Below are 23,200 nucleotides of genomic sequence, written 5' to 3'. Positions count from 1 at the left end.
TTATTTGACGGAACCGGTGACAAGTCCTTTTCTAATATATTTTTGCAATCCGATATAAATGAGCATCGGCGGCAGTGAAGTCATGAACAGCCCGGCTAACAGCAGCGGATAATCGGTGTCGAACCGCTTCAGTATCGTGGCGACCGCGACGGTCATCGTTTTCAGTTCATCCGATTGCAAAAAAATTAACGGCGTAAACAAATCGTTCCACCAGACCGTCGAGTTAAAAATCGCCAGCGTCATGATGCCCGGTACCGACAATGGGATAATCAAACGCCATAACGTTTGAAAATAACCGATGCCGTCGATCTGACTCGCCTCCAGGATTTCATTCGGAATGCCGCGCATTTGCGATGTCAGCAAAAATACGTTGGACGAAATGCTCGTAATCGCCCACATCAGGATGACGGACAGAAAATGGTCGACAAGCCCCCATTGCGACATCAGCAAAAAGTTCGGCACGATAAACGTGATGCTCGGGATCGTCATCGTGGCAATCATCAGCAAGTAGAGCGCGGACCGGTACGGAAACGACATTTTGGAGAACGCATAGGCTGCCGGAATGGAAAGTGCCATCGTCAACACGAAGGCAACAGCCACACAAAACAATGTATTGCCGAATAAGCGTAACACGTCAAACTGCAAATAAAGCGCCTCGAAATTAAGGAAATTGAACGATTCGGGAAACCCGCCGGGATTTTTGAAAAAATCGACCGACGTCCGCATGCTGTTCATTCCCATATATACAATCGGATAAAAATCAACCACCGCGATGGCGATCAGCACGATGTAAATGATGCTTTTTGTGAAAAACGACTTCTTGTAAACCATAACGTTGCTCCTTTAATTCTCAAATCGGCTGGACAGCCTTAGTTGCAGCCAGGAAACGAACAACACAATGGCGAACAACACGATGGACAAGGCGCTTGCGTAACCGAGCTGATCCGGCGATTGGAAAGCTTTGATATAGATCATATAGTCGATCGGTGTCGTTTCCAGCCCCGGGCCGCCTCTGGTCACGGCATAAACAAGCGAGAACAGCCCGATAAAGCAATAAATGACGTTCGTTACGGTAAAATAAGCGATCGTCGGCACCAGCGACGGAATCACAATATGAAACAAACGTTGCCACCAGCCGGCTCCATCGATGCTTGCCGATTCGAAGATTTCAGGCGAAACGGACGATAGCCCGGATAAGAAAAGCAGCACCCCTTGCCCGAGCGTCTGCCAGTAAAAGCAAAAGATCAATACCATAAACGCCGTCGGCGTATAAGCGAGCCATTCCGTGTCACCCCCCGGCAGGCCGAGGGCGCCAATCCATTGATTGACGACCCCGGACGGGGAGAACATCGACTTCATCAGCAGCCCGACAACCACCGAAGAAAGAATGGTCGGAATATAATAAAGCGAGCGGAAGAAGCGCCAACCAGGCATCTGTTCGAAGAGCAGCACGGACACGATCAACGAAAGGAGCAGGATGCCCGGAATCGACAGCAGAAAAATTGCATTGTTGCGCAGCAGGGTCCACAGCTCGCCATTCGTGAAAATAAACTTGTAATTGCTCAGTCCGATCCAGCGCGCCGTATTCCCGTCCCACTTCGTAAAGCTGTGCAGGAACGTATTGACCATCGGGTAGAAGATGAAAACGGCAAGCGCAAGGAAAGCAGGAGCGAGCGACAGATAACCGGACCATATTTGTTTTGTACGATAATGCATCGGGTTCAACCTCTTGGTTTTATTTTTGTGCGATGATCTCGTCGCGCTTCTGATCGAGCTTGGACAAGAAATCTTCGGCGGAAAGCTGTTGCTTAATCACCAGCGAATTCAGCGAGCTGATATAAGACGACAATTCCGAAGGATAGATATTATCCGGCCAGAATATCGTGCTCTCCTCGTTTGCCCACTGCTGCTGCTGAACAATGAGCGGATCGTCGGTCAGCTTGCTGACATCTACGTTTTTCACGTTAAGCAGCTTGCCGTACCCGTCTTTGAAGCGGGCAATTTGCTCTTCCTCGCTCAGCAGGAACATAATGAACTTCAATGCTTCCTCCGGGTGCTCCGATGACTTGGATACAACAAAATCTGCTCCACTGCCCCCGACACCGCCGTTATGCACAAGTGCGGATTCGCTGAAATCAGGAATTTTCATCATGCCCAGCTTATCGCCAAGCGCTGCCCGCGCATCCTTGATGTAGCCGAAGCCGCCGAAAATAAGCGCCACCTTGCCGTTGTAAAATTGCGTTTGCGGCTGGTCATTCGTGACGAATCCGTTTTTGTACAGCTGAACGTATTGCTGAACGACATTAAGCAGCTCCGGATTATTGAACTTCATTTTTCCGTTCGTGATGTCGTTAATGCCAGCCGTGCCGACCATTTGCGCGAACCAATAATCAAGGAAGTAGACAAAATCGCCGTCATCGCCCATGCCGATCGGGGTAAAGCCTTTGTCCTTGATCTTCTGCAGCATGTCCATAAACTGCTTAGCGTTGTTCAGGTCCAGCTTTTCCGGATCGATGCCTGCGTCAGCGAAAAGTTCCTTGTTATACAAAATGCCGATCGTACCATCGCTGCCGTCGGGAACCCCGTAAATCGTACCGTTGTCGGCAAAATTTTCGGTCGCTGCGTTCCAGCCTGTCAGCGCATCGATCTGTTCCTGCTTCAGGTACTGATCCAGCGGCTGCAAATATTGCTTCAAATCAAGCGTGTAGCTGCCGGACCAAAGATTCGTAATATCCGGACCGTTCTTGGCGATGCCGGCCGTCTGGAACTTGGTCATCGCGTTCGTGCCGTCCGGGATATCCTGGATATCGATCGTAATGCCCGGATTCGCCTCTTCATAGCGTTTGATCGCCTTGTAAATGTAGAAGTCTTCCTTCCTCTTCGTTTTATTGTTCGCATCAATCGTCGGATACGACGTATTCCAGAACACCAGCTTGACGTTTTTCGGTTGGCCGCTGCCCTCCGCTTCCTGGGCTTGCGGGGAAGAAGCGCCGTCAGACGACGCTCCCCCTCCCTGGCTGCCGCTGCTGCAGGCCGAGAGCAGGCCGATGCATAATACAAGCAGCATGATAAGTCCGTTTTTTTGCCATTTCATCATTTGTTTCTCCTCCCGATCACCCTGGATCATTTAACGATCCCCGGTAATCATGCCATAGTATCGTGCCATCCAATACGGAGCGTTGAACGCGTTCCCGTAATCCCACACCTGTTCATTGCCCCCGTCGTCAAGTGCGAACATGCTGTCGCCGGGGCGCGTTAACGGACGTTCGTCAGGCGAAACCGCAACCTTCCTGGTCGGATCATCCTTCACAGCCGTTTGCACATGTCTGCCTTCCTGTCTTCTTGTTCTGGCAACAAACAGGTCGCCTTCCTTAACAGGCTGCTTGATGTATTGCCCTGTCGCAGGGTCGTATACGATCCCGTTGGCCGCAGGAACACCTGCACTGGTGATGAGACCTCCGTCCGAAGTTCTGTCGTTATAACCGTCGTCGGCATTGGTGATCGCTTTTGTTACAAACCACGAAATATCAGTGCGGCCGGTAAGATTGACGTAATAATCCGTCCGGTCGATCGGCGTCCGTTTCAGCACCCATGCCGCTTTGTCCACATCGATCACTTTCTTCTCAGGATAAGCAAGCTGGTAAATATAATCCCACAGCGGTTCGTCCTCGTACTGCATGTTGGAGTTGTACCAGTTGTCGAGTCCTTTGCGAATCATGAACGCAATATCTCCGTCTTCCGGCTTTTCCGGAATGGTGATCAGATTGTAGAAAGTGAACATCGCCTGCCGCTCGTCCGAATAGTTGTACCAGGTGAACGGAGACGGGTCGCCGTCTCTTCTACTGGCGTAATAATAGCTCGCCCAGCGCTGGTTCAACCGGTTCATGTATCCTTTGGCAGTCCCGCTCTGCGGCGGCATTACAACGTCTGCAAGCTCTTTGACGCCCGCAAGCGGTCCTTCCCCTTTAGTACCGCCCACTACATCGTTATAAGCATCCGCATTTTCAAATACGGACGGATACACATAGTCCCTGGCCACCTTGCGATACTCGTTCAGGAACATGTCGTTGCCCGTGATATAGGCAGCCGTCTTGAAGATGGTCATCAGCTCTGCCGCCCGTAGTGCGGTGTCCTCGCCGGCGTCTTCGGTGCGGCCGAACGTGTAGGCTGTGTACTTTCCGTGAACGGTCGGCTGCCCGGTAATATCGGTGATCGTGTAGCCGTTGTTGATAATATGCCGTGCGAACTCTCCCGCCGCATTGGCAATCAGCCGTCCCAGCTCGTGATCAGCGTTCGGTCCGGTGCCCAGTGTATCGTAAGCAATTTTGTACAAATACATATGTCCAAGAATTTCGTCGGCGCTGGTATCGCCCTTGTAGTACAAGTCCTGCTCGGTTGCACCCAGATCGGTAAAGAGCTTGGCAAGTCTTTCGGGAATACCGTTCGCGGAATTGACGACCGAACCGGCAAATTCGCCCCAGCCTTTCTTTCTAACATCACTATTCCCCGTATTTGTCGGGTCTGTCAACGAATCCGTCGTATTGTAAGAATAGCTGTTGCCGTCAACCGTCAAGCCTTTTTTATAGAAAATGCCGTCCCAGCTGTTATGCTTGTCGAAGCCTTCCTTGTCGATGCCCATCGTCCGGCTGATAAAGCCCTGAATCGTTCGTTTCTCGGTCTCCGCCGGTCCTGCATACACATAATCGGCAGGGTTATCCCGGTTCCCTCCTGCCCGCAAATAGGAGTAGCTCATCGAACCGACATCCATTGTGCTGTATGGCAGCATCCGGATTTTGGACTCGATTTGCCCTGCGCGTCCCGTGACGTACATGAGCAACAGATCGGCTTCGACGGATCTTGTCGCCCGCGCGCGTGCCTGTTTGGCCTGCTCGCTGTCTGGATTCCGGGCTTCCTCCACTGCGGTACGGAATAATTCGCCGGCGATGGCATCGGCTGTCCATAACCCGTCGTTATCCGTTTCATACCCGCGGCGGTTTCCTGGCGAGCCGCTGCCTTCGGACAAGAACGGGAGGGCGATTTGACCGCCAGGACCGCGTCGCAGGTTATTGGCTTCCAGATTATCGCTCATGATCTGCGCTTTTTCTTCATAGCCCAGCGGGATCATTGCGATATGGGATACGCCGCTGCCCGTTACGGCCCAAATGCCGTTGTTCCCGTCGGATGAGATAAACTGGACATCATCATCAGGCAAATAACGGTGTGTTGCGAACATTTGCACGACGTCGCGCGAGTATGCCTCGTTCTGGTTAATGCGGACAACACCCTTGCTTGTGGCAATCCATACGGTATAGGTGGCATCCGTAACACTGAGTTTGTCATTCGCCGCATAGGTCACGTCCGTGACGCTGAATTTGACATCTGCAGCATCAACGGGCAGGATTTCACCGGGAAGTTTCCCGTTCAATACCGGAATCGACTTCTCTGTAGGCGCCGGAATGACGCCGTTAATATAGTCCTTCACTTCCTGCGGCAGTGCGGGATCTGTTTTCGCGTACTTGCTGACTTCCTTTTGCAGCACTTGGCCCGCGGCCGCAGGTGTAATGCCTGCCAGACTGACCTTTTGCGCCGTTGTTGGCCTGTGCGAAATATCGATCGGGTCCAGAGGTTCGAACTGAGCCGGATCGGGGTCCACGATCACCCTGGTCCTTACTGTCTGGCCGTCTACCATAGCGGATATGACCGTATTGCCAATCACTCTGGCGGTCACCATGCCGCGGTCGTCAACGGTCGCCACTTCTGGCGACAGCGAGCTCCAATTCGTTGCCGATTTACCCGGCGCCATGATGGAGGCAAGGTCTGCCGTATTATGGATGCCGGCGTTCAGCGTCAGTTTGACATTATAATTGGCTACGATCACCCTGGCTGCATCGCTTCCGTTCCCGGACGTTACGCGAACAGTTTCGACGCCGGGAGCCATTGCTTTAATTGCGCGTCTGTTGCCGTTGTCGTCATCTTCCTTAATGACGCCATTCGCTGGTATGCTCCAATCCGCCTCGGCATCTTCCGGCGCCTTGACATCCAGCCAGGCGATTTCATCTTTGAACAGCACGATATCATGTCCGCCTACGATCTTGACCGCTCCGCTAGCAGCGTTATAGTTCGCCGCAACTTCCCCGGAGCTAAGCGGACGGGAATAAATCTTCATATGGTCGATCGCACCTTCAAACAGATGGATCACATCGCCGTAGGCTTCGACATCGCCGCCGATAATCAAGTCGTTCGTTTCGTTGATCGGGAGCGGCCCCCCGGTTTTGTTGCTGCCGGCCAAAACTCCGTTCACGTAGAGCTGAATGGAACCATTGGCATACCCGTGTGCCGCATCTCCGTCATATACGGCGGTGAGGTAAAACACTTTTCCCTTCACGTCCGCGATTTCACCCGACTCGGCCGGATCGTGCGAATTTTGGGTGTCAAACACAAACTTCTTGTCTTTAGCAGAGTAATAGAGATACATTCCGCCATTCTCGTAGTTGCCGATAATGTGGTACTCGTCCTTAGACAAATCGCTGTCAGGCGAAATATAAAAGGCGGTCTCAATCGTAAACGCATCCTGCTTGAACATACTGCTGTTGTACTTCACCCGTGCGACAGAACTCGGGATTCCCCGGCTGCCTGCTCCGTCAAGGACAAGCACTTGCTTGCCAAACTTGGAATCCTCCATCAGCTTGGCGTTATTCTCAAGCACGGCATTGTTTTGGTTGATGGAACGGTCTTTCACAACATTGCCCGCTGCGTTCTTGAAGTCCATGTCCAGAACATCCGCTTGCTGCGGGTCGTAACCTGCCGGTGCAGCCGAAGTTCTGAAGGCTGCGGTTATCGTCTGCGACGATTTTCCGGACGCGTCGACAGCTTTGATGGATACGGCATATTCCGTATCGGGCAATAACCCTTTTGCCGCAAAAGAATGGGTCTGAGCCTCGGCAAATGGCGATATAACGAGCGGTGCTCCGATCAGCTTATCATTCGCGGTTATTTCATAATGATCGACGCGCGTGTCGTCCACGGCCTTTGGCCATGCCAGTATGGCAGATACCGCGTTGACGGAAGATACCGTCAGCTTCGCCCCCGTCTTGAATTCGGGATTGCGGATATCGGTCGAATATTGTTTTGCCGAACTCACGGGATTTTTCAAATTAATATTGTATGGCTCTCCGATAACGGCTCCGTTCTGGTCAAGTTCTCTTCTTTCGATGACAACTTTGTCGTTATACACCTTAACCAGCAAGCCTTGCGATAATTTTTTGTCCAAATAAATATCGTCGTCGTTGCTGTAACCGTGCCCCTGTACGAACGCGGTTGCGCCGTCATTTACGCGTATGAATCCGTCGTCCGCGTTGATCGTATTGGGGTGCTCCAGCGTATAGTGCGTGTGCCCGGTAAACACCATGGCATTCGGATGCTTGGCCATGACCGTTTTAAATTTGGCATACTCGGCCGGATTTTTCCAACCTGCACTTTCGCTGCCGTAGGTCGTATCCCGGTACGGATAATGAGTAAACACAAATACCGGTTTTGCAGGGTCGGCCTTCTTCCCTTTCTGATCCGTGCTGATCTTCTTCTCAAGCCACTGGTATTTGGCGTCGGACATGGCGCTGCGGTCATGATCCATCACAATAAAATGGTACCCCTTGACCCAAGTGTCGTAGTAAACGCCGGCATTTTCTGTCTGCGGGTTGACGGCTTCCACATCGTTTCCTTTCGCTTTCATACCGGTCTTGTCATAGAACCGTTCCGCCGCTTTATACTTATCGCCGCCAAACTCTTCGCTTGCGTAGTATTCATGGTTGCCGGGAACGATGACCGGCTTGGCCCCTTTTATTTTATTTTTATTCAAAATGCTCATGGCCGTGTCGTACTGTTCTACCTTCCCGCTATCCACCAAGTCGCCGTTAACCACTACGGCATCATATTTGATGAGCTTGTTATAAACCGCTAAAGCTTCTTTAAATTTGGCGGCTGCATCCACGGAAACATCTTCAATGCCAATATGCGTATCGCTCATGACAGGAAAAGCAAGAACAGGAGGCTTAGTTTTCCCCTCAGCCTTTGTAGCGTCCAACAGGAAGGCCTCTTCCGGGCGGGGCCCAGCGGCAAATGCGTGCATATCGGGACTGATCATGACAAAAACGACGATAGCAGTAATCCATACTTTCATAGTCCGCGTGGCAATCTTGCCGGCGTTCATTTTAACTCCTCCTCGTTTATGTTGTTCAACTTGTACAGTTCAGATTATAAGAGGGATGGGGCAAGGGGGACATGACAGGAAGTGACCGATCGTTTATCTCTTTATATGATGTTTGCCGGATTGCAGCAGCAGCACTTCATCAACGAAATGTAAAAAAAAGCGGCCGGATTATCCGATTGCCGCCTTTCATTTATCATTTTGTGGCGCGTGGCTCGTAGTTGACGAACAGGGACGGCGATGCGCCCCGCACCTTTTTAAACATGCGCGTGAATGAGCTCAAATTCAAATACCCGAGCTTCTCGGATATTTCCGTTAAGCTTTTGCCGCTCTGCATCATGACGATTGCAAGCTCGGTTTTTTCGTATAAAACGAATTCGGTGAAGCTCATTTGGCTGACCTCGCGAAACAACCGGCTCAGATAGGATCTGTTGATGTGGAAGGTGTCGGCAATTTCTTGCAGGGAAATTTCCTGCTGCAAATGATTTTTAATATATTGTTTAACAAGCACGACTATTTTCGTTTTATCGTTGACCGAGTTGGTCATTTCCAGCTGGCGCTCGGCTCTTTGCATATCGGCCAGCAGCAGGGAGACAGTCTGATCGAGCTTCTGGGTCGCGTATATTTGATCGACCAGCTGATGGTTGGCGATCGGGTTTCCAGCCGCCAGTTCTTCGCACGCAGACCAAATGCGGAACAAAAATTCCGTAAACATATTTTTAACAATATGGGGATGCAAACGGGGGGAGCGCTGCAGTTCCTTCAGCAGATCGGCCAACATAAGCCTTGTTTCGGCAAAGCGCAGTGAACCGATCATGTCGTATATTTGTTTTTTCGCTTTATGCACCAGCTCGGACAGCGTTTCGCCAAGCTGGCCTTCCCCGGTGTAGAGACGTCCTTCCGCGTCATAATATTGATGCTGGAGCAGCTCAACCGCTTTGCGGTCATAAGCCCGCCACTCGTGCGGATGGACGAATGAAGCGCTCCAGCCGACGGAAAATGCGATGCCGGCGTTTTCTTTTACCGTATCCATCCACTGGATCATCTCCGAGACCGCCAATCGGTCGGACACAATAAAATGCCACCGCTGCATATGCATTTCTTCCACGCTGCCCAGAACGTGTTCTCCATGCTGCTGCATGAGCAGCTGCCCGATCTGCTGTCCCATGCTGCGAATGTCTGCATCGGAAAGCTTATGATCGGCGGGCGGGCGGACATCGAGCTGCATGACGCAGGCTATAAACCGTCCAACCGGCCGGTTCACATTCATTTGCGCAAGCTGCTGCCGAATTTGCCCGGAATCGCGCAGCGATCCGTTCAGCCAGCTGCGGTAAAAATCCTCGGCGGGCATAGCGGCGGCGGCATCCTGCAGTCCGGCCTTATCCACAGATGTATCACGCAACCGCTCCAACGTTATATTTTGCAAAATATCGCATAGTTCTTTCATGTCCAATGTCGATTTTAAGATAAAATCAGTCACCTGGAGTTTAATTGCTTCGCGCATATATTTCATATCCTGATGGCAGGTCAATACGATAAAATGCGTCCCGCTCCCATGCGTCTTGGCAAAACGGATAAATTTCAGCCCATCCATCTTGGGAAGCTCGATGTCGACAAGCACGATGTCGGGAAGATGCCGTGTGAACATGTCGCAGGCTTCCGCTCCGTCTTTGGCCTCGCACACCAACTCCAGCCCGAGTGACGACCAAGGAATCGATTTTCTTAAACCAAGCCGCACCAGGATTTCGTCTTCAACAATCATCACCTTCATATCGGGCCCCTTTCTTGCTCGTTGTCTGTCGTCATCAAAGGCAGTGTCATTGTCACTTCCGTAAATTGACCGTGCTCGCTTGCGACGCGAATGCCGAAGCCACTGCCATACTCCAATCGGAACCTCTGCTGCAGATTGATGAGACTTAGCCCCGAGGACCGGCGTGCCCTGTGCTGCTTGCGCTCTGGTTGGAACAGCCGCTGCAGCGTCGCTTGATCCATGCCGTTGCCGTTATCCGTTATGCGAAGGATTAGAAGCTCGTCTTCCGTTTCTGCAACGACCCGGATCCATGGCTCTTTGTCAAAAGGAGCAGCAAAGCCATGCATGATTGAATTTTCCAAAATGAGCTGCAGGGTAAACTTCGGAATTTGCGCCTGCATCGCCCGCTCGTCCAGCTCCAGATTCACCCGGATTTGCTGCATCGACCGGATCTCCTGAAACCGTACGAAGCTCATCGCATAATCCTTCTCCTCCTCCAGTGTGCTGTACAGCACATCGGTATTCCTTAGTGTATAGTCAAGCATCCGGGTTAAAGAAAGGATCGCCTCAGCCATCTGATTGTCACCGTTCAGCACAGCCAAAAACCGCAGCGAGTTCAACGAATTATGCCAAAAATGCGGCCGCATCTGCTCCTGCAGCCGATGCAGCTCAAGCTTCCGCTTCTCGTTTTCACCACGCTTGATCGTTTGGAACTGCTCCTGAATCTGCTCGAAAAAGCGGAAAATGCCGCGGTTCAACGTTTCGATTTCCTTGAATCCCTTGTAAGCATACGTCTCGGGCGTCTGCCCTTGGCCCGCCTTTCTTACGATCCGGGACAGCTGCGCGATCGGCAGCGTCACCTTCAAATACAGGACGCAGAAGAAGGCGGCAATCAGCACGACCGAAATGGCGGTCGTAATCGCCGTCGTATGCCAAATATTCATGCTGTCAGAATGGAACGAATACATCGGAATAAGTGAGAACATCGTCCATGGCGTCGATGAAATTTGCTTGTAAATAAGGTAATACGGGGAGCCTGCCCACGAAATATTCTGCGTGCCGTGATCATCGCCCCGCTTCAGAATCTGCGTGGCTGTACTGAACAATTCGGCGTCTTCCTGCAGCGGTTTCAGCATATTTTCGTTGCGGAACAGCAGTTGACCCTCTCCCGAAACGATGAATACAGCGTTCTGCGCATGAATTTGCGCACGGTTCAGCAGCCGCTCGATCAATGACCCGTTCATTTCGATAACAAGCAGGCCTAACGAACGGTTGTCGCGGATGATATTTTTACTGACATAGAGGGCGTTGGAAGAGGCGCCGGACGAGGAGTTAGTGTGAAAGTCGGCAGTGACATTCCAATGAAGGTAGTCGTTGTCAAGCGACACCCGTTGGTCGAACCACGGAAAAGAAGAGACGATTGTTCTTATCTCATGCTCCTCCCAGACATTCAAGGAGGGGTAGGCATATAGCTCGTCCGGATTAAGCAGCACCTGAATATTCAGCGGCAGCCGCAGCCGGTAATACTCGGAGAAAGCTTTCATCCACTCCTCCGTCATTACCTTTCGTTCCGCCGGGTCCAGCTTGAAGGTGTTGATCAAATCAGCATTATTGGACAAGGTGCGGGCAAAATCGTCCATATAGCTAAGATCATTCGTGATGTTCACCGACAGCGAATCCATATTATCGCTAATCATTTGATTTACTTGCGTTTCGATCGTTTGCGTCGACTGCTTGCTGAGCAGGTAGCCTTGAAGGGCAACGAGGCACAGGCTTAGCAGCGATATCAATACAAACAGCAGCAGCTTCCAGCCGGAAAACACCGAGTTGAGTTTTTTCTTCCAGTTCAAGTTGCAGCTCTCCCAGTCTATCGCATGTAGTACCCTTAATTGTAGTAACCTACAATTAAGACAATGCGAATAGCGGGTTAAGAGTTTGTAAACGGAAAAGAATAATGATTGAAGTTACAGATTCTGAACAAAGAGAATATGAGGAGGTACCCGGCACCATCCTACTTATATTTCGCCAGCATCCCGGCAAGCAGCTCCTTCACCGCCCGGACCAGCTCCTGCGGCTCCTTCACCGCAGCCTCATTGCAGAGGCCAATTACGAACCGTGCGAAGAATGGCAGGTCTTTGTGCGGGATATCTCCTTCCAGCCAGCCGGTGCCGTCTTCACGGATATGCAGCAAGGATGACGACCACAGCTCAGCCTCACAAGCCTGAACACCTTCATCTGTCAGCCCAATGTAAAGCCTCGTCCGCTCATTCTTCTTGCTGGTCGCCCGTTCCCGCTGCTTACTTATCTCCAGTCCGGGTTCTTGTTGCAGACCCGTGTTCCCTGCCTGTTCCAGATTGCTGCATGACTCCTTATTGCCTAGAAGCACATGCCGCAAATCCAGCGGCGCAGGCCCGGACACCGCATAATCAGCGGTATGAATCCGGTCACAGCGGAACACGCGGATGCCGCCCCGCAGGAAACAATAGGCCGGGCAATACCACAGCCCATTGCTGGCATAAATACCGATCGGCTGGATGGCCCGGTCCATACGTTTGCCTTTCGTTTCATAATCAATCTGCAGCACCTTCTGTCCTGTGGCGGCTTCCAGCAGAATAGCGAGATATGGAAACTCCGCCTGTCTGGCGGGGGTCACGAAATCAATCCTGTGTTTCATCTCGTCAATACGGTCGCGGACATCCCCGGACATATAATGATAAAACTTCTGCAATGCGGCTACAGACTCTTCCTTGAAGGGCAGGTACTTGTAGTGGCGCAGGGCATGGCTGGCAAAAAAGATCGCCACCGCTTCCTCCTCCGTAAACGCAATCGGCGGGAGGATTCTTTCGTTCAACACCTGGTAGCCGCCATGCGGCCCCACTTCGGAATATAGCGGAACCCCCAGCTCCCCAAGCTCCTGCAAATCCCTGAGGATGGTCCGCGGGGACACGCCGAACTCCCCTGCCAGCTCTTTTACAGTGAATTTTCGCTTGCGGTTGACGGTCATCATCAGATCCAGCAGCCGTTTGGATTTTGACATAGCATAGCTCCAATAATTTTTTATTTGTGACAATACTTGTCACTATTATACCCTACAATGAACTTATAGCCCAGCTCTAGCGGGCAAATTCAACAGCAGGGAGAGATTGGAATATGACATTACAGCTGAACCCTTTTATACTGCTCGACGGCCATGCACAGCAGGCGATTGAATTTTATCAGGAGGTGCTGGGGGCTAAGCTGCTCTTCAAGCAAACCGCCGGAGAAGGGCCGCAGAATCCCGATGCACCGATGTCAGAGGAAGCCAAGGCACGCATTGCCCATTCTGTGCTGCGTGTGGGGGAAACAGATTTTTTTGTGGCTGATCTGGAGGAGGGACTGGTGCTGCATCCGGGCAACGGCATCAACATCTGCATCACGGCTGACAATACCGCAGAGGCTGAGCAGCTGTACCACTCTTTACAAAAAGGCGGCCACGTCGAGATCGAGCTGGGTCCCACATACTTCAGCCCCGCTTACGGCATGGTCACCGACAAGTTCGGGGTAGCCTTTCAAGTGTTCACGAAGCGGGGAAGATAAGTACTCAAAGTGAGGTTTTGGGCTTGATGCAGATTCCGCTGCTCAAGCCTTTTCTCCTGTTTGCAGGTTAGTTTAGATCGAGGTCAATAAGGTCATGCTTCATTGGCTCTCGCCTGCTTCAAGTCCGCCAATGCCTGCACATTCCGGGCCGTAATGGAGGCAACGCCAAGATCGGCGTAATGCTCCATAAGCTGCGTTTCGTTCACGGTCCAGACATACACGGGCAGCCCGGAAGCACGGGCGCGCTCCATAAACCAGGGAGTCACAACTTCATGATAAATGTTGATTCCAAAACAGGAAGCCTCCAGTGCCTCCCGGCAGGTCTGTTCCACCGCAAACTCATAAGGCAAGGTTCTGAAGAGCCGGATGTCTGCATTAAGCAGCTTTCTGAGCTGAGGCTGTCTGCGCTGTGCCAACAGGGCACGCTCCTTTTCGCAGCCTGACAGAAAGACCTGTTCCAGCATGTCTAAGCTATGGACCAGTTCTGCGGCAGCGTCCACGGCTTCATCCACTTTCAGATCGAGATTGGCGATGGTTCCGGTCGGCTTGATTAGCCGCAGCATCTCTTCCAGCGTGCTGAAGGTCATGCTGCCCTGCTTGCCGGCATAATCTACTGCGACCTCCACATTTTTCAGCTCGGTAAAATTCGTCTCTGAGATGCTGATGCTCCGCCCCGCTGCCGTGGTCCAGATATCATCATGAGCCATTACGGCAATTCCGTCTTTCGTCACCCGCACATCGTCCTCAACGATATCCGCTCCAAGCTCAATCCCCATCCGCACAGCGTCCAGGGTATTGTCCAGCGTCTCCATGCAGCCGGTATGGGCTGTTATGAACGGGAAGGGTTTCCTTTCTTCTGCCTCCATCTCCGATCCCTCGCCTTCTTGTTGGATAAATTCTTTATTCAATCGAAATATATGGCATTCGTAAACGCAATCAGCGTTCTCACACCCTGAATAACACCCCACAGCTCGGCGCGCATCCACAGCAAGCCTTGAACGGAGATTTCAGCATGAAGCGGAAACTGCTCCGGCATCGCGGCCTGCTCGGACAATACGCCTAAATTGCTCTTCAGACTGACCGTATATGACTGCTCCGGCAAATGCCAATGCTCATGGCGGGAGGTGAAATCCGCCAGAACTTTAACAGACGCCAGCCGTTCTCTTTCGTCGGAGCTACTTACTGCATCACCGATTTGATACACTTCCCCGTTCACATTCACTTGCAGATCAAGCCTGGGTCCCAAGGTGACGGAAGCCCGGCCGGAAGACAAAGCTGCTATCGCCCGTTCAGTAAAAGGCGCTTCCCCCTCTTGAATCCGCAAGTAGGTCACGGATAAGGGGGCATCCGTCCGCTCCTGGAAATGCCAGTCCCTTCCCGAAGTAGCGGCAAGCCGGAAACCTTCGTTCAATTTGTCCGTCCACAGCCGGTATGCACGGATGTTGTTTTTCTTCACCGGGGCAAAGGTCGTGGACCAGACCTCGATATAATCGATCTCGTTCCAGTCGCGGATTTCAAACTCCCAGAAACAGCCTGTACACATCGGACTGCCCGGACGGAAAGGATGAGCCATGCCGGCAAGGCCGCCCTGCTCATGAACCCGGGCCAGTCCGGCATGGATATCTCCCGGCCCCACCTTCCGCCAATCCTGGTAATCCTCGATCCCGATTGTAACCATGTGACCGAAGAAAGTGGTCCATTCCATACCCGGGATAATCAACAGTCCGGTTTCACGTTCAATCTGTTCCTTGTGCGCCAATCCTGCCATCGTATTGTGGTCGGTCAGGGCAATACAGTCAAACCCAAGCGCTTTGGCCCCCAAAGCCAGCTCGTCCAAAGACTGCCTGCCATCACTGTGGAACGTATGCGTATGAAGCTCACAGGCTATCCATGTCATTTTGCCGCCTCCTCTTCCTGCCAGATTTGCAGCGAATATTCACAGTAGTCAGTTACGATGGCATGCAGGCTTAAGGTAACCTCCCACATTCCCGCCACGATATCCCCGCAGACAAGACCTGGAGAGGCTTCATATCTGGATACATGCAGAACCTGCTCCGGATCATGCCGGTGCGCAGCACCAAGATGCCCATTGGGGCTGTCAACCGAGACCGTAATCAGATTGTTAAGCGGCAAATACGATTTAAAGTGCGCTTTGGCCTGTGCTATGGTTTCTTCTTCAAAATAGAGATCAATACTGTGCTCGATCAAAGCCCGCGCTTTCTCCAAATCCTCCAGCTGCTTGGGGCCGTACCTAAAATCGATCCCTAGCCGCCCTCCCGCCGAAGTCAGAAAGAAGCGGTGGATAATATGCGATTTCGAGCTTGCAGGTGTCACTCTACCCTGGGCATCCAAGATTGCCGTCTTCATGACCGCCGCACCCCTTCCTCTTTAATCATGGAAAGCACATAGAAGTATCCGATAAACGAGCATAACAGGAAGGTGAAGAAGGCCAAGGCTGCAGCAAGCTGACGGTCCTGGAAAACACCGAAGACCTGCTCCATAGACACGCCGAGCATTTGCGGAGCATTGGGACCCACCAGATAAGGCGCTGTAAAGGAACCGATCACACCCATAAACACGAAGGTGACCGCCACCAGCAGTGTCTTATAGGTCAATGGAAGAATTAATCTCCAGAAAATCCGGAGCCGTCCTGCGCCTACATCCTTGGCGCTTTCAATAACGGAATCCGGCACGGACGATAACGCGGAGCCCAGCAGCATCGTAGTAAACGGAATATTGAACCATAAATTTGCAATAATGATTCCCTTCATGTCGTAAATAATCCGTGGAAAGCTGTCCTGCCCCAGATGATACAAAATCCGCGCCGCCCAGCCATGATTGCCGAGCAGCTGCATCAGGCCGTAAGTAGCAATCACGGTAGGAATAAAGATCGGAATCATGTACATCCGGCGGATCCAGCGCACAGCAAAGCCGTTATTGAAACGCATATAGACCGCAAGAACATAACTGATAGCCAGTACAAGCAGGGAAGAAATCACGGTGATCTCAAGAGTAAAGATGATGTTGGAGCGCATCAGCTTGTCCGTAAACAAAAATTTATAATTGGACAGGTCGTAGCCGCCCCCATCATTCGTGAGGCTTTCCTTCAAAGAGCCTATAATAGGCAGGACGACGATAAACACCAGAATTAGAAAGGAAGGGAGCACCAGGGAAATCCCCAGCAGCCCCCTTTTTGCTTGTCTGCTCATTGGGCAGCAACTTCACTTTGCCATCTTTGATTGATATCCTTGCCCAGATCCCCAAGGCTGAATGTCCGGTAGCCTTCGGACACGCCTTTGAAGGAGTCCTGGATGTCTTGCGGCATATTGGACAGCTTAATGCCCGGGAAGCCCTGCATTTTATTCACAACCTCTGCCTGCGCTTCAGGCGATAGCGTGAAATCGAGGAATTTGTACACCGCGTCTTTCTTGTCAGAAAGCTTAGGCACCATCAGATAAGTAGGGCCGCCATTAAAGCCTGGCGTCACCTGCTGCATTTTGGTGGAAGCCGGCAGCTGCCCCTTGGCGATCTGATCCAGAACCATATCCGACCAGGCTGGAATCATGTCAACTTCGCCGCTGGCGAGCAGGTCGAGGGTTCCCTGGTTTTTCTTCGGATAAATTCCTTTTCCGTATACATATTTACCAAGATCCTTCAGCAGATCAAAGCCTTGCGTCCACTGGCTCTCAATGCTTGGATCGGAGTTGTGGATGGCCTCTTCCGGCAAAAATTTGTAGATGGACGTAATCACAAACGAGCTGCCTGAACCGCCGGTAGACGGATCATTGTAGGCGAACTTCTCCGGATTGGCACGAATCCAGTCGTAAAGCTCGTCCAGTGTTTGCGGAGGCGCAGTAACTTTATCGCTGTTATAAGCGAGAACTACCGCAGACGAACGGTAAGGAACGGCCAGGTTGGATACGTCTTTCATGGTTTGCTGGTCAACGTTATTCAAGTTAGCAATCGAACCGGTGCTGAGCGAATCCCACAGATCATCATTTTTGCCTTTAGTAACGTCATCAATTGAACTTTCATAGAGATCAACACCGCCCGAGCCCTTGCCCGCCTGCTTGGCAGCCATGATTTTATCATAGGTAGGCTGAGCAGCTGTACCGGAAGCAACGTAGACCGGGTTAACCTTAATATCCGGGTTCTTCGCTTCAAACATCGGAATCAGCGTTTTCCATAAATCATCCACATTTTGCGAACCAGTATAATAAAAAGTGAATTCTGTCGATGAAGCGGCTGGAGCTGAAGTGGAATTTCCGCCCCCGTCCGCAGCGGATTCGGCCTTTTTATCAGAGCCGCAGCCAGCCAGCACAGCACCCGCCAGAACCAGACCTGCCGTCAGGGATAGAGCCTTTTTCTTATTCAACATACACAAATGCCTCCTCAGGATTTATGAATTTATAAAAGTCTTGGAAACGGATTTACACTTGCGGGTACGCTAAAATTTTTGAGAACTGGACGGAAATCTCTTGACCCTGCTGCAGTTCCTTAACCTTGTCACGGGCCATGAAGGCCCGGATCACGCCATGATTCCGGATGTCGGCAGAAACCTCGGCATAATGCCCAAGCACCATAATTTGTTTAATGATTCCATGAAGCCCGCTTCCTGCTGAACTCTCCAATACAATATCCTCGGGCCGAACCGCTACAGTGACTTCACCTGTAAGGCCTGCGGCATTGGGAAAGCGAAGCGAACCTACTTGAATGCCCTCTTCAGTGATCACCCCCTTCATAAAATTCATTTTCCCGATAAATTGAGCGACGTATAAGGATTTCGGCTCATCATAAATTTCCTGCGGTGTTGCAATTTGCTCGATCTGTCCATGGTTCATGACTACGATTCGGTCGGAAATGGACAATGCCTCTTCCTGGTCATGGGTGACAAACACCATCGTCAGTCCAAGCTCAGCCTGAATTTCCCGGAGCTCCTCACGCATCTCGTGGCGCAGCTTGGCATCCAGGGCGGAGAAGGGCTCATCGAGCAGCAGGACCGCCGGCTTCAGCAGCAGCGATCTCGCCACCGCAATACGCTGCTGCTGTCCGCCTGACAGCTGCCCGGGATATTTTTTCTCCGAGCCGGGCAGCCGGACCAGCTCAAGCACCTCTGAAATTGCTTTATCGCGTTCGGCCTTCCGGATTTTCCTGATCTTGAGGCCAAAGGCCAAATTCTCATAAACCGTCATATGCGGCCATAAATTATAGCCCTGAAACACCATGGATGTCGGCCGCTTCTCCGGGGGCGCGCTCAAGACGCTTTTTCCCTCGATCATGATGTCGCCGGAGTCCGGGTCCAGGAATCCGCCGACGCTGCGGAGCACCGTCGTTTTACCGCAGCCGGAAGGGCCAAGCAGGGTGATCATCTCCCCTTTCTTCACATCCAGTGAAATATCGGTGACACCGTCGCCGGTTTTGTACCGTTTCGTCAGCTTCTGTATCGATAAATGAGCCTTCATAATGACCTCCTGTCAAAGTGACTGCGGAATTACGCCTGTTATTTCATCTGGAACCCGCTCGACAAAACATCTGCGCTGACGAATTTCTGAGCGGCAAGCAGCAGAATCAAGGTCGGGGCTGTCAAAATAATGGAAAACACTGCGCCGGCATAAGCGGGATAATCCGTGATAATGCCATACATAACCACGGGCATTGTTCTGAAATTAGGCACCCCTACAAGATAGGTCCCCTGCGCTTCATCCAATGAGCTGAGGAAGGTAAAGATGGATGCGACAATAATTCCCGGCATCGCCAGCGGAAGAGTAATGCTGCGGAAGACGCGGAAAGGGCTTGCTCCCACATCCCTTGCCGATTCTTCCTGGGCCATATGGACATTCCGGAAGGAAGCGGTCGGAATCCAGGTCATATACATCAGCACGTTGATAATATGGATGAGCACCACTCCCAGGAGGGTGTTCATCAGGCCGATTTTGTAGAACAATACAGCGATCGAAACATATAGGCCCATTTTGGGAAAAGCGTGTGTCAGCAGAAATGAGAACAGGAAGAAACGGCTGAGCGGGAACCGGATCCGTGCGAATGCATAAGCTGCAGGAACGCACAGCAGGATCGACACGGCGGTGACGATAGCGGCAATGCCGAATGAAAGTCCAATCGACTCGGCAATTCCGTCCCGGGACAGCACAAAGGACCACCATTTCAGCGACCACTCCCGGGGAAGCGGGTCCGGATAACTCCAATTTCCGGTGAACGCCAGGATCGCCAGATTTAACAAAGGTCCCATAAAGAAAATCACAAAGGCGGCCAGCAGCAAAAACTCGATGATTTTTTTGGGGCCAACAGCTTTTAAATACCATCTCATGCAAGCGTTTCTCCTCTCGGCATCGGCATCACGCCGTTATTAGAAGCGTCGGGTGGAGTCGCGGATCACCAGCTGCGGTTCCAGCTCGACCGCTGTTTCCTCTACCGGCTCATGCCGGATCAGCTTGTCCAGCATCACGCAGGCCAGCCTTCCCATCTTCTCCGTATCGACTCTCACCGTAGTTAGTGAGGGTGTCAGAATGGATGCAACATCATTATCATCGAAGCCCATAACAGCCACCTGCCCGGGAACACTAACGGAATGCTCCATAAGAAACTTCATCGCCCCCAGTGCGATCATATCGTTGGTGCCGAAGACCGCAGTGTACGCCCGGCTTTGGAAATGCTCCCAATGCTCTTTCATCATCCGATAGCCCTCCTCAAAGGTTGATGACAGCAGATAAGCAATATCGGATCCGCCAAATTCTGCCCTTTGCCCGTTCATATAAGAACGGAAGCCCTCCAGCCGGAGATGATGGCTCCGGTGGGACTGCGGTCCGGCGAGCATGAATATCCGCCGGTGCCCGAGTCCGCTCAAATGCCGGGCGGCCTCCAGGCCTCCGTCCTGGTCGCGGTTGACGATATGAATGACACCGGGAACATCCGTGGACCCGTTCACCATGATGTACGGAACGCCAAACTTGCCGATGTGGTCGATCACATTCTGTTCAAGACGGCTGATCAGGATCAGCCCATCCACTCTTTTCTCCAGCATAAAATCAGCGGAGCGCAGCGACATCTCATGATCGGTGGTCACAAATACCGAATAGTTCATAGCGGAAGCCGACGCAAGAATGGCATCCAGTATTTTTCCGTAAAAGGGATGCGACGCAACAGGATACTCCCGCCGATAGATCAGTACGCCGATATTGTGCGTCCGCTGCGAAACCATCGCCCGCGCAACCGCATTGGGTTTGTACTGAAGCTCCTGAATAACTTTAAGCACTTTGTCTCTTGCTTCCTGGCTTGCATATCCGCTGCCCGAAATTACCCGGGAAACTGTAGATTTGGATACACCAGACAGCTGCGCAATCTCTTTGATATTTCTCACGGATTACCCTCGCTTTCTCTGTGAGACCGTTCCCATATGAGATCGTTCCCACATCAAACAGATTAACTACTGAATGTAAGTCCGGTATTAATGAAAAGGTTCAATTTCGTAAAGCATTTTTTTGGGTTTTACGTAATTCTTAAAGAAATACGCAGAGTTTTTTGCAAAAATAAAAAAGACGACTCTTCATCCGGAATTCAGAATGAACAATCGTCTTTTGAACTTCACAAAGGGCGAGCCGGGGTAGCACTTAAGAATGCATTCACATCATCGGCTATTTTCTTATAGTGTGTCCAGTGCAGATAATGATGCCCTTTTAATACGATAAGCTGGTGGGTGCGTACATTCTTGAGCTGCTCTTCGTAGAAGGTGATATTGGACTTGCCGTCTTCAGTTACCTTATCTATCTTGGGCGTAAAGATTATTACAGGCAGATTGGGCGAAAAGGTCATTTCTTTCGTTGCGTTGATGTTATGCTCCATTTCTTTGGCTTCATTTACTACGTCTTTATTGTACGCATTCCAGGCTGTAATCATTTTGGTCAGTTTGATGTTCTCATCAGAATACGTGCCTTCGTCCGCCTTCGGCAGGAAATCTGACGGATTGATAAAGGTTGCAAGTCTGGCTATACCGCTTGGTGCAATCAGGCTCATATATGCAGGGATCTCCGGTACAGATTCCTTGAAGTACTCCACGGCCTGCGGAAGGGTGATATCAATTCCTGCAATCGCTTCGATTTCATCGGGATATTTATTGGCATAATACACACTGTAGATGCCGGATGCAGAGTGGGACAAAAGCGTGTACGGGCCCGGGATGCCCGCTTGCTGCAACGCGCTGCGAAGTTCCCCGACGATGTTGTCCACAGTCCGCTTTGCATTGGTCTGATCGCTCCAGCCATACCCGAAGGGCTCTACGACTACCACTTTATTTTGTTGGGCCAACTCATTCAGCAAAGGTTCGTAATCCAGCACAGGTGCGGCTGTGCCCAGCCCGGGTAACATTACAATTGTGCGGCCCTTTGTTCCCTTCGTGTACACATGCATTTTTTTGCCCTTCACTTCAACATACTGGCCCCATGCCGGATATTGCTTATGCTCATACATTGTCATTATGCCGTTACCCGACATAACTATAAGCAGGACTGCGGCTACAAACAAAATGATGTTCCTGATTATTTTCAGCCACTTGAACTTTTTCTTCGTTTTCATAAAATGAATAGCCCCTTTACCCAATGATGGATGAATGAAGATGATTGCTTTCATACCCTCTCTTCATTTCTTCATTGTAAGGGGCTTAGTTTAAATGCCGGGCCAGGGGCTGTTTAAATTTTGTTTAAAATAAGTTTGCTGGCGGCAATGCCTATTTCAGAGGAATTTTGATTTCCAGCTGCTTGTAATAATTTTTAATTACATTCCCCTTGGCATCCAGCTTATATAACCCTTGGTTGCCCTTTTCAAACACCGCTTGATAGGGTCTGATTATCAGAAATTCTGCGTCCGGGCCGATCGCCCCGTACAATAAATCTTGAAAAATAGTACCCTTAATAGCGTCCTTGTTATATGCATCAGATTCCATTGCGATCATGTCCAACTCATTTCCCAGGTTGTCATAAATGTCATATCCAATATTATGGGCTTGCTCGGGTACTCCTTTTACCGCCAATGCAATACGCACAGAGCTCTCTCCTGCAGCGATTCGGGTGGTTTCGATTTGAAATGGGCTGTCAGCCTTTGGAGCAGGCGGCTGAATGTTCCGCACCACTCCTTCCTGCTTAAAAGGAAGCTTCAGTACGTACGGCTCTTGCACACCTTGAAGCTTGACATTCACGCTGATTTCAGAGGCGGCGGTCAGGCTTGCCTGTTGTTCTTCATTTAGCCATCCGATCGGCAATATAACAACCGCTTTGTTGATATCCCCATCCTTGCTCCAGCGCGGCGACTTCAACTCGATCCCTCCCGGTTGAGTGATCTTGGCATCTATATCCACTATTGTCCCTTCTGCAATATAAGGTTTGCCTTTAGCATTTAAGGTTATTCCTGCGATATTTCCTGAATACAAGTTTCCCTCGCGGCTCAGATTGAGTTTAATATAATTACCGTCAAACTGTGCTTTGCCTTTCAAAGTAAGCCCATCGTGTGAATCCGAGGCTTTCGGTGTATTCAGGATAGCTTCGGCGGTTGGCTGAGCCCCGGATGCATAGGTGGCGGCCGGCATTCCCAACGCTCCAAGGCATACGGCAGCACTTACAATTACAGCCAATTTCATTGTCTTTTTTCTCATGATATCCATCTCC

The 23,200-nt window shown here is 51.2% G+C and carries 18 protein-coding genes; 1 reads left to right on the top strand and 17 read right to left on the bottom strand.

What is annotated here, in order from left to right:
- The 7 genes from PRIO_RS01985 to PRIO_RS01955 all read right to left on the bottom strand — a co-directional run bounded on the left by PRIO_RS01985 (nt 1) and on the right by PRIO_RS01955 (nt 12,990).
- On the bottom strand, nt 1-831 hold the full coding sequence (locus PRIO_RS01985) for a carbohydrate ABC transporter permease (protein ID WP_020433487.1): 831 nt from the start codon (nt 829-831) through the stop codon (nt 1-3).
- Nucleotides 832-843: 12 nt separating this feature from the next.
- Nucleotides 844-1,716, bottom strand: a complete 873-nt coding sequence (locus PRIO_RS01980) for a carbohydrate ABC transporter permease (RefSeq protein WP_020433486.1) — start codon at nt 1,714-1,716, stop codon at nt 844-846.
- Between the two features lie 19 nt (nt 1,717-1,735).
- Nucleotides 1,736-3,097, bottom strand: a complete 1,362-nt coding sequence (locus tag PRIO_RS01975; RefSeq protein WP_020433485.1) for an ABC transporter substrate-binding protein — start codon at nt 3,095-3,097, stop codon at nt 1,736-1,738.
- A 30-nt stretch (nt 3,098-3,127) separates the two neighbouring features.
- The gene (locus PRIO_RS01970) at nt 3,128-8,206 is read right to left on the bottom strand and encodes a LamG-like jellyroll fold domain-containing protein (protein WP_020433484.1); all 5,079 of its coding nucleotides are present in this window, start codon (nt 8,204-8,206) and stop codon (nt 3,128-3,130) included.
- A 193-nt stretch (nt 8,207-8,399) separates the two neighbouring features.
- Complete coding sequence (locus PRIO_RS01965; protein WP_020433483.1) at nt 8,400-9,974, bottom strand: response regulator; 1,575 nt, start codon at nt 9,972-9,974, stop codon at nt 8,400-8,402.
- Entirely contained in the window at nt 9,971-11,803 is a 1,833-nt protein-coding gene (locus tag PRIO_RS01960; protein WP_046500991.1) for a sensor histidine kinase, read from the bottom strand. Before PRIO_RS01960 ends, PRIO_RS01965 begins: the two co-directional genes overlap by 4 nt.
- A 161-nt stretch (nt 11,804-11,964) precedes the next feature.
- On the bottom strand, nt 11,965-12,990 hold the full coding sequence (locus PRIO_RS01955) for a helix-turn-helix transcriptional regulator (RefSeq protein ID WP_020433481.1): 1,026 nt from the start codon (nt 12,988-12,990) through the stop codon (nt 11,965-11,967).
- A gap of 113 nt (nt 12,991-13,103) precedes the next feature.
- On the opposite strand from PRIO_RS01955, the gene PRIO_RS01950 reads away from it, so the two are divergent.
- On the top strand, nt 13,104-13,529 hold the full coding sequence (locus PRIO_RS01950) for a VOC family protein (protein ID WP_020433480.1): 426 nt from the start codon (nt 13,104-13,106) through the stop codon (nt 13,527-13,529).
- Nucleotides 13,530-13,621: 92 nt separating this feature from the next.
- Here the strand turns inward: PRIO_RS01950 and PRIO_RS01945 are convergent, their stop codons facing one another.
- The 10 genes from PRIO_RS01945 to PRIO_RS01900 all read right to left on the bottom strand — a co-directional run bounded on the left by PRIO_RS01945 (nt 13,622) and on the right by PRIO_RS01900 (nt 23,187).
- Nucleotides 13,622-14,395, bottom strand: a complete 774-nt coding sequence (locus PRIO_RS01945; RefSeq protein ID WP_020433479.1) for a glycerophosphodiester phosphodiesterase — start codon at nt 14,393-14,395, stop codon at nt 13,622-13,624.
- Nucleotides 14,396-14,433: 38 nt separating this feature from the next.
- Nucleotides 14,434-15,426: a CehA/McbA family metallohydrolase gene (locus tag PRIO_RS01940; protein WP_020433478.1), complete on the bottom strand. Its 993-nt coding sequence runs from the start codon at nt 15,424-15,426 to the stop codon at nt 14,434-14,436.
- On the bottom strand, nt 15,423-15,896 hold the full coding sequence (locus PRIO_RS01935; RefSeq protein ID WP_020433477.1) for a hypothetical protein: 474 nt from the start codon (nt 15,894-15,896) through the stop codon (nt 15,423-15,425). The genes PRIO_RS01940 and PRIO_RS01935 overlap by 4 nt, the downstream gene beginning before the upstream one ends.
- Entirely contained in the window at nt 15,893-16,738 is an 846-nt protein-coding gene (locus PRIO_RS01930) for an ABC transporter permease (RefSeq protein ID WP_020433476.1), read from the bottom strand. The genes PRIO_RS01935 and PRIO_RS01930 overlap by 4 nt, the downstream gene beginning before the upstream one ends.
- Nucleotides 16,735-17,907, bottom strand: a complete 1,173-nt coding sequence (locus PRIO_RS01925; RefSeq protein WP_020433475.1) for an extracellular solute-binding protein — start codon at nt 17,905-17,907, stop codon at nt 16,735-16,737. Before PRIO_RS01925 ends, PRIO_RS01930 begins: the two co-directional genes overlap by 4 nt.
- A 52-nt stretch (nt 17,908-17,959) precedes the next feature.
- The gene (locus tag PRIO_RS01920; protein ID WP_020433474.1) at nt 17,960-18,991 is read right to left on the bottom strand and encodes an ABC transporter ATP-binding protein; all 1,032 of its coding nucleotides are present in this window, start codon (nt 18,989-18,991) and stop codon (nt 17,960-17,962) included.
- Nucleotides 18,992-19,029: 38 nt separating this feature from the next.
- Complete coding sequence (locus tag PRIO_RS01915; protein WP_020433473.1) at nt 19,030-19,854, bottom strand: ABC transporter permease; 825 nt, start codon at nt 19,852-19,854, stop codon at nt 19,030-19,032.
- Between the two features lie 39 nt (nt 19,855-19,893).
- A complete protein-coding gene (locus PRIO_RS01910; protein ID WP_020433472.1) occupies nt 19,894-20,904 on the bottom strand; it encodes a LacI family DNA-binding transcriptional regulator in 1,011 nt (336 codons plus the stop codon).
- Nucleotides 20,905-21,128: 224 nt separating this feature from the next.
- Entirely contained in the window at nt 21,129-22,115 is a 987-nt protein-coding gene (locus PRIO_RS01905) for an alpha/beta fold hydrolase (protein ID WP_039790967.1), read from the bottom strand.
- 151 nt (nt 22,116-22,266) lie between these two features.
- Nucleotides 22,267-23,187, bottom strand: a complete 921-nt coding sequence (locus PRIO_RS01900; RefSeq protein ID WP_020433469.1) for a hypothetical protein — start codon at nt 23,185-23,187, stop codon at nt 22,267-22,269.
- Between the last annotated feature and the right edge of the window lie 13 nt (nt 23,188-23,200).

Origin of the sequence: Paenibacillus riograndensis SBR5 (assembly GCF_000981585.1) — a bacterium.
GTDB lineage: Bacteria > Bacillota > Bacilli > Paenibacillales > Paenibacillaceae > Paenibacillus_AQ > Paenibacillus_AQ riograndensis.
The sequence above is the reverse complement of the archived record's forward strand: the minus strand, read 5'-3'. Positions and strand labels throughout refer to the sequence as shown.

Coding starts and splice junctions, on each gene's coding strand:
- PRIO_RS01980 (WP_020433486.1), bottom strand. CDS start 1,716: ATGCATTATCGTACAAAACAAATATGGTCCGGTTATCTGTCGCTCGCT.
- PRIO_RS01955 (WP_020433481.1), bottom strand. CDS start 12,990: ATGTCAAAATCCAAACGGCTGCTGGATCTGATGATGACCGTCAACCGC.
- PRIO_RS01945 (WP_020433479.1), bottom strand. CDS start 14,395: ATGGAGGCAGAAGAAAGGAAACCCTTCCCGTTCATAACAGCCCATACC.
- PRIO_RS01930 (WP_020433476.1), bottom strand. CDS start 16,738: ATGAGCAGACAAGCAAAAAGGGGGCTGCTGGGGATTTCCCTGGTGCTC.
- PRIO_RS01935 (WP_020433477.1), bottom strand. CDS start 15,896: ATGAAGACGGCAATCTTGGATGCCCAGGGTAGAGTGACACCTGCAAGC.
- PRIO_RS01950 (WP_020433480.1), top strand. CDS start 13,104: ATGACATTACAGCTGAACCCTTTTATACTGCTCGACGGCCATGCACAG.
- PRIO_RS01925 (WP_020433475.1), bottom strand. CDS start 17,907: ATGTTGAATAAGAAAAAGGCTCTATCCCTGACGGCAGGTCTGGTTCTG.
- PRIO_RS01920 (WP_020433474.1), bottom strand. CDS start 18,991: ATGAAGGCTCATTTATCGATACAGAAGCTGACGAAACGGTACAAAACC.
- PRIO_RS01985 (WP_020433487.1), bottom strand. CDS start 831: ATGGTTTACAAGAAGTCGTTTTTCACAAAAAGCATCATTTACATCGTG.
- PRIO_RS01970 (WP_020433484.1), bottom strand. CDS start 8,206: ATGAACGCCGGCAAGATTGCCACGCGGACTATGAAAGTATGGATTACT.
- PRIO_RS01905 (WP_039790967.1), bottom strand. CDS start 22,115: ATGAAAACGAAGAAAAAGTTCAAGTGGCTGAAAATAATCAGGAACATC.
- PRIO_RS01975 (WP_020433485.1), bottom strand. CDS start 3,097: ATGATGAAATGGCAAAAAAACGGACTTATCATGCTGCTTGTATTATGC.
- PRIO_RS01900 (WP_020433469.1), bottom strand. CDS start 23,187: ATGAGAAAAAAGACAATGAAATTGGCTGTAATTGTAAGTGCTGCCGTA.
- PRIO_RS01915 (WP_020433473.1), bottom strand. CDS start 19,854: ATGAGATGGTATTTAAAAGCTGTTGGCCCCAAAAAAATCATCGAGTTT.
- PRIO_RS01965 (WP_020433483.1), bottom strand. CDS start 9,974: ATGAAGGTGATGATTGTTGAAGACGAAATCCTGGTGCGGCTTGGTTTA.
- PRIO_RS01940 (WP_020433478.1), bottom strand. CDS start 15,426: ATGACATGGATAGCCTGTGAGCTTCATACGCATACGTTCCACAGTGAT.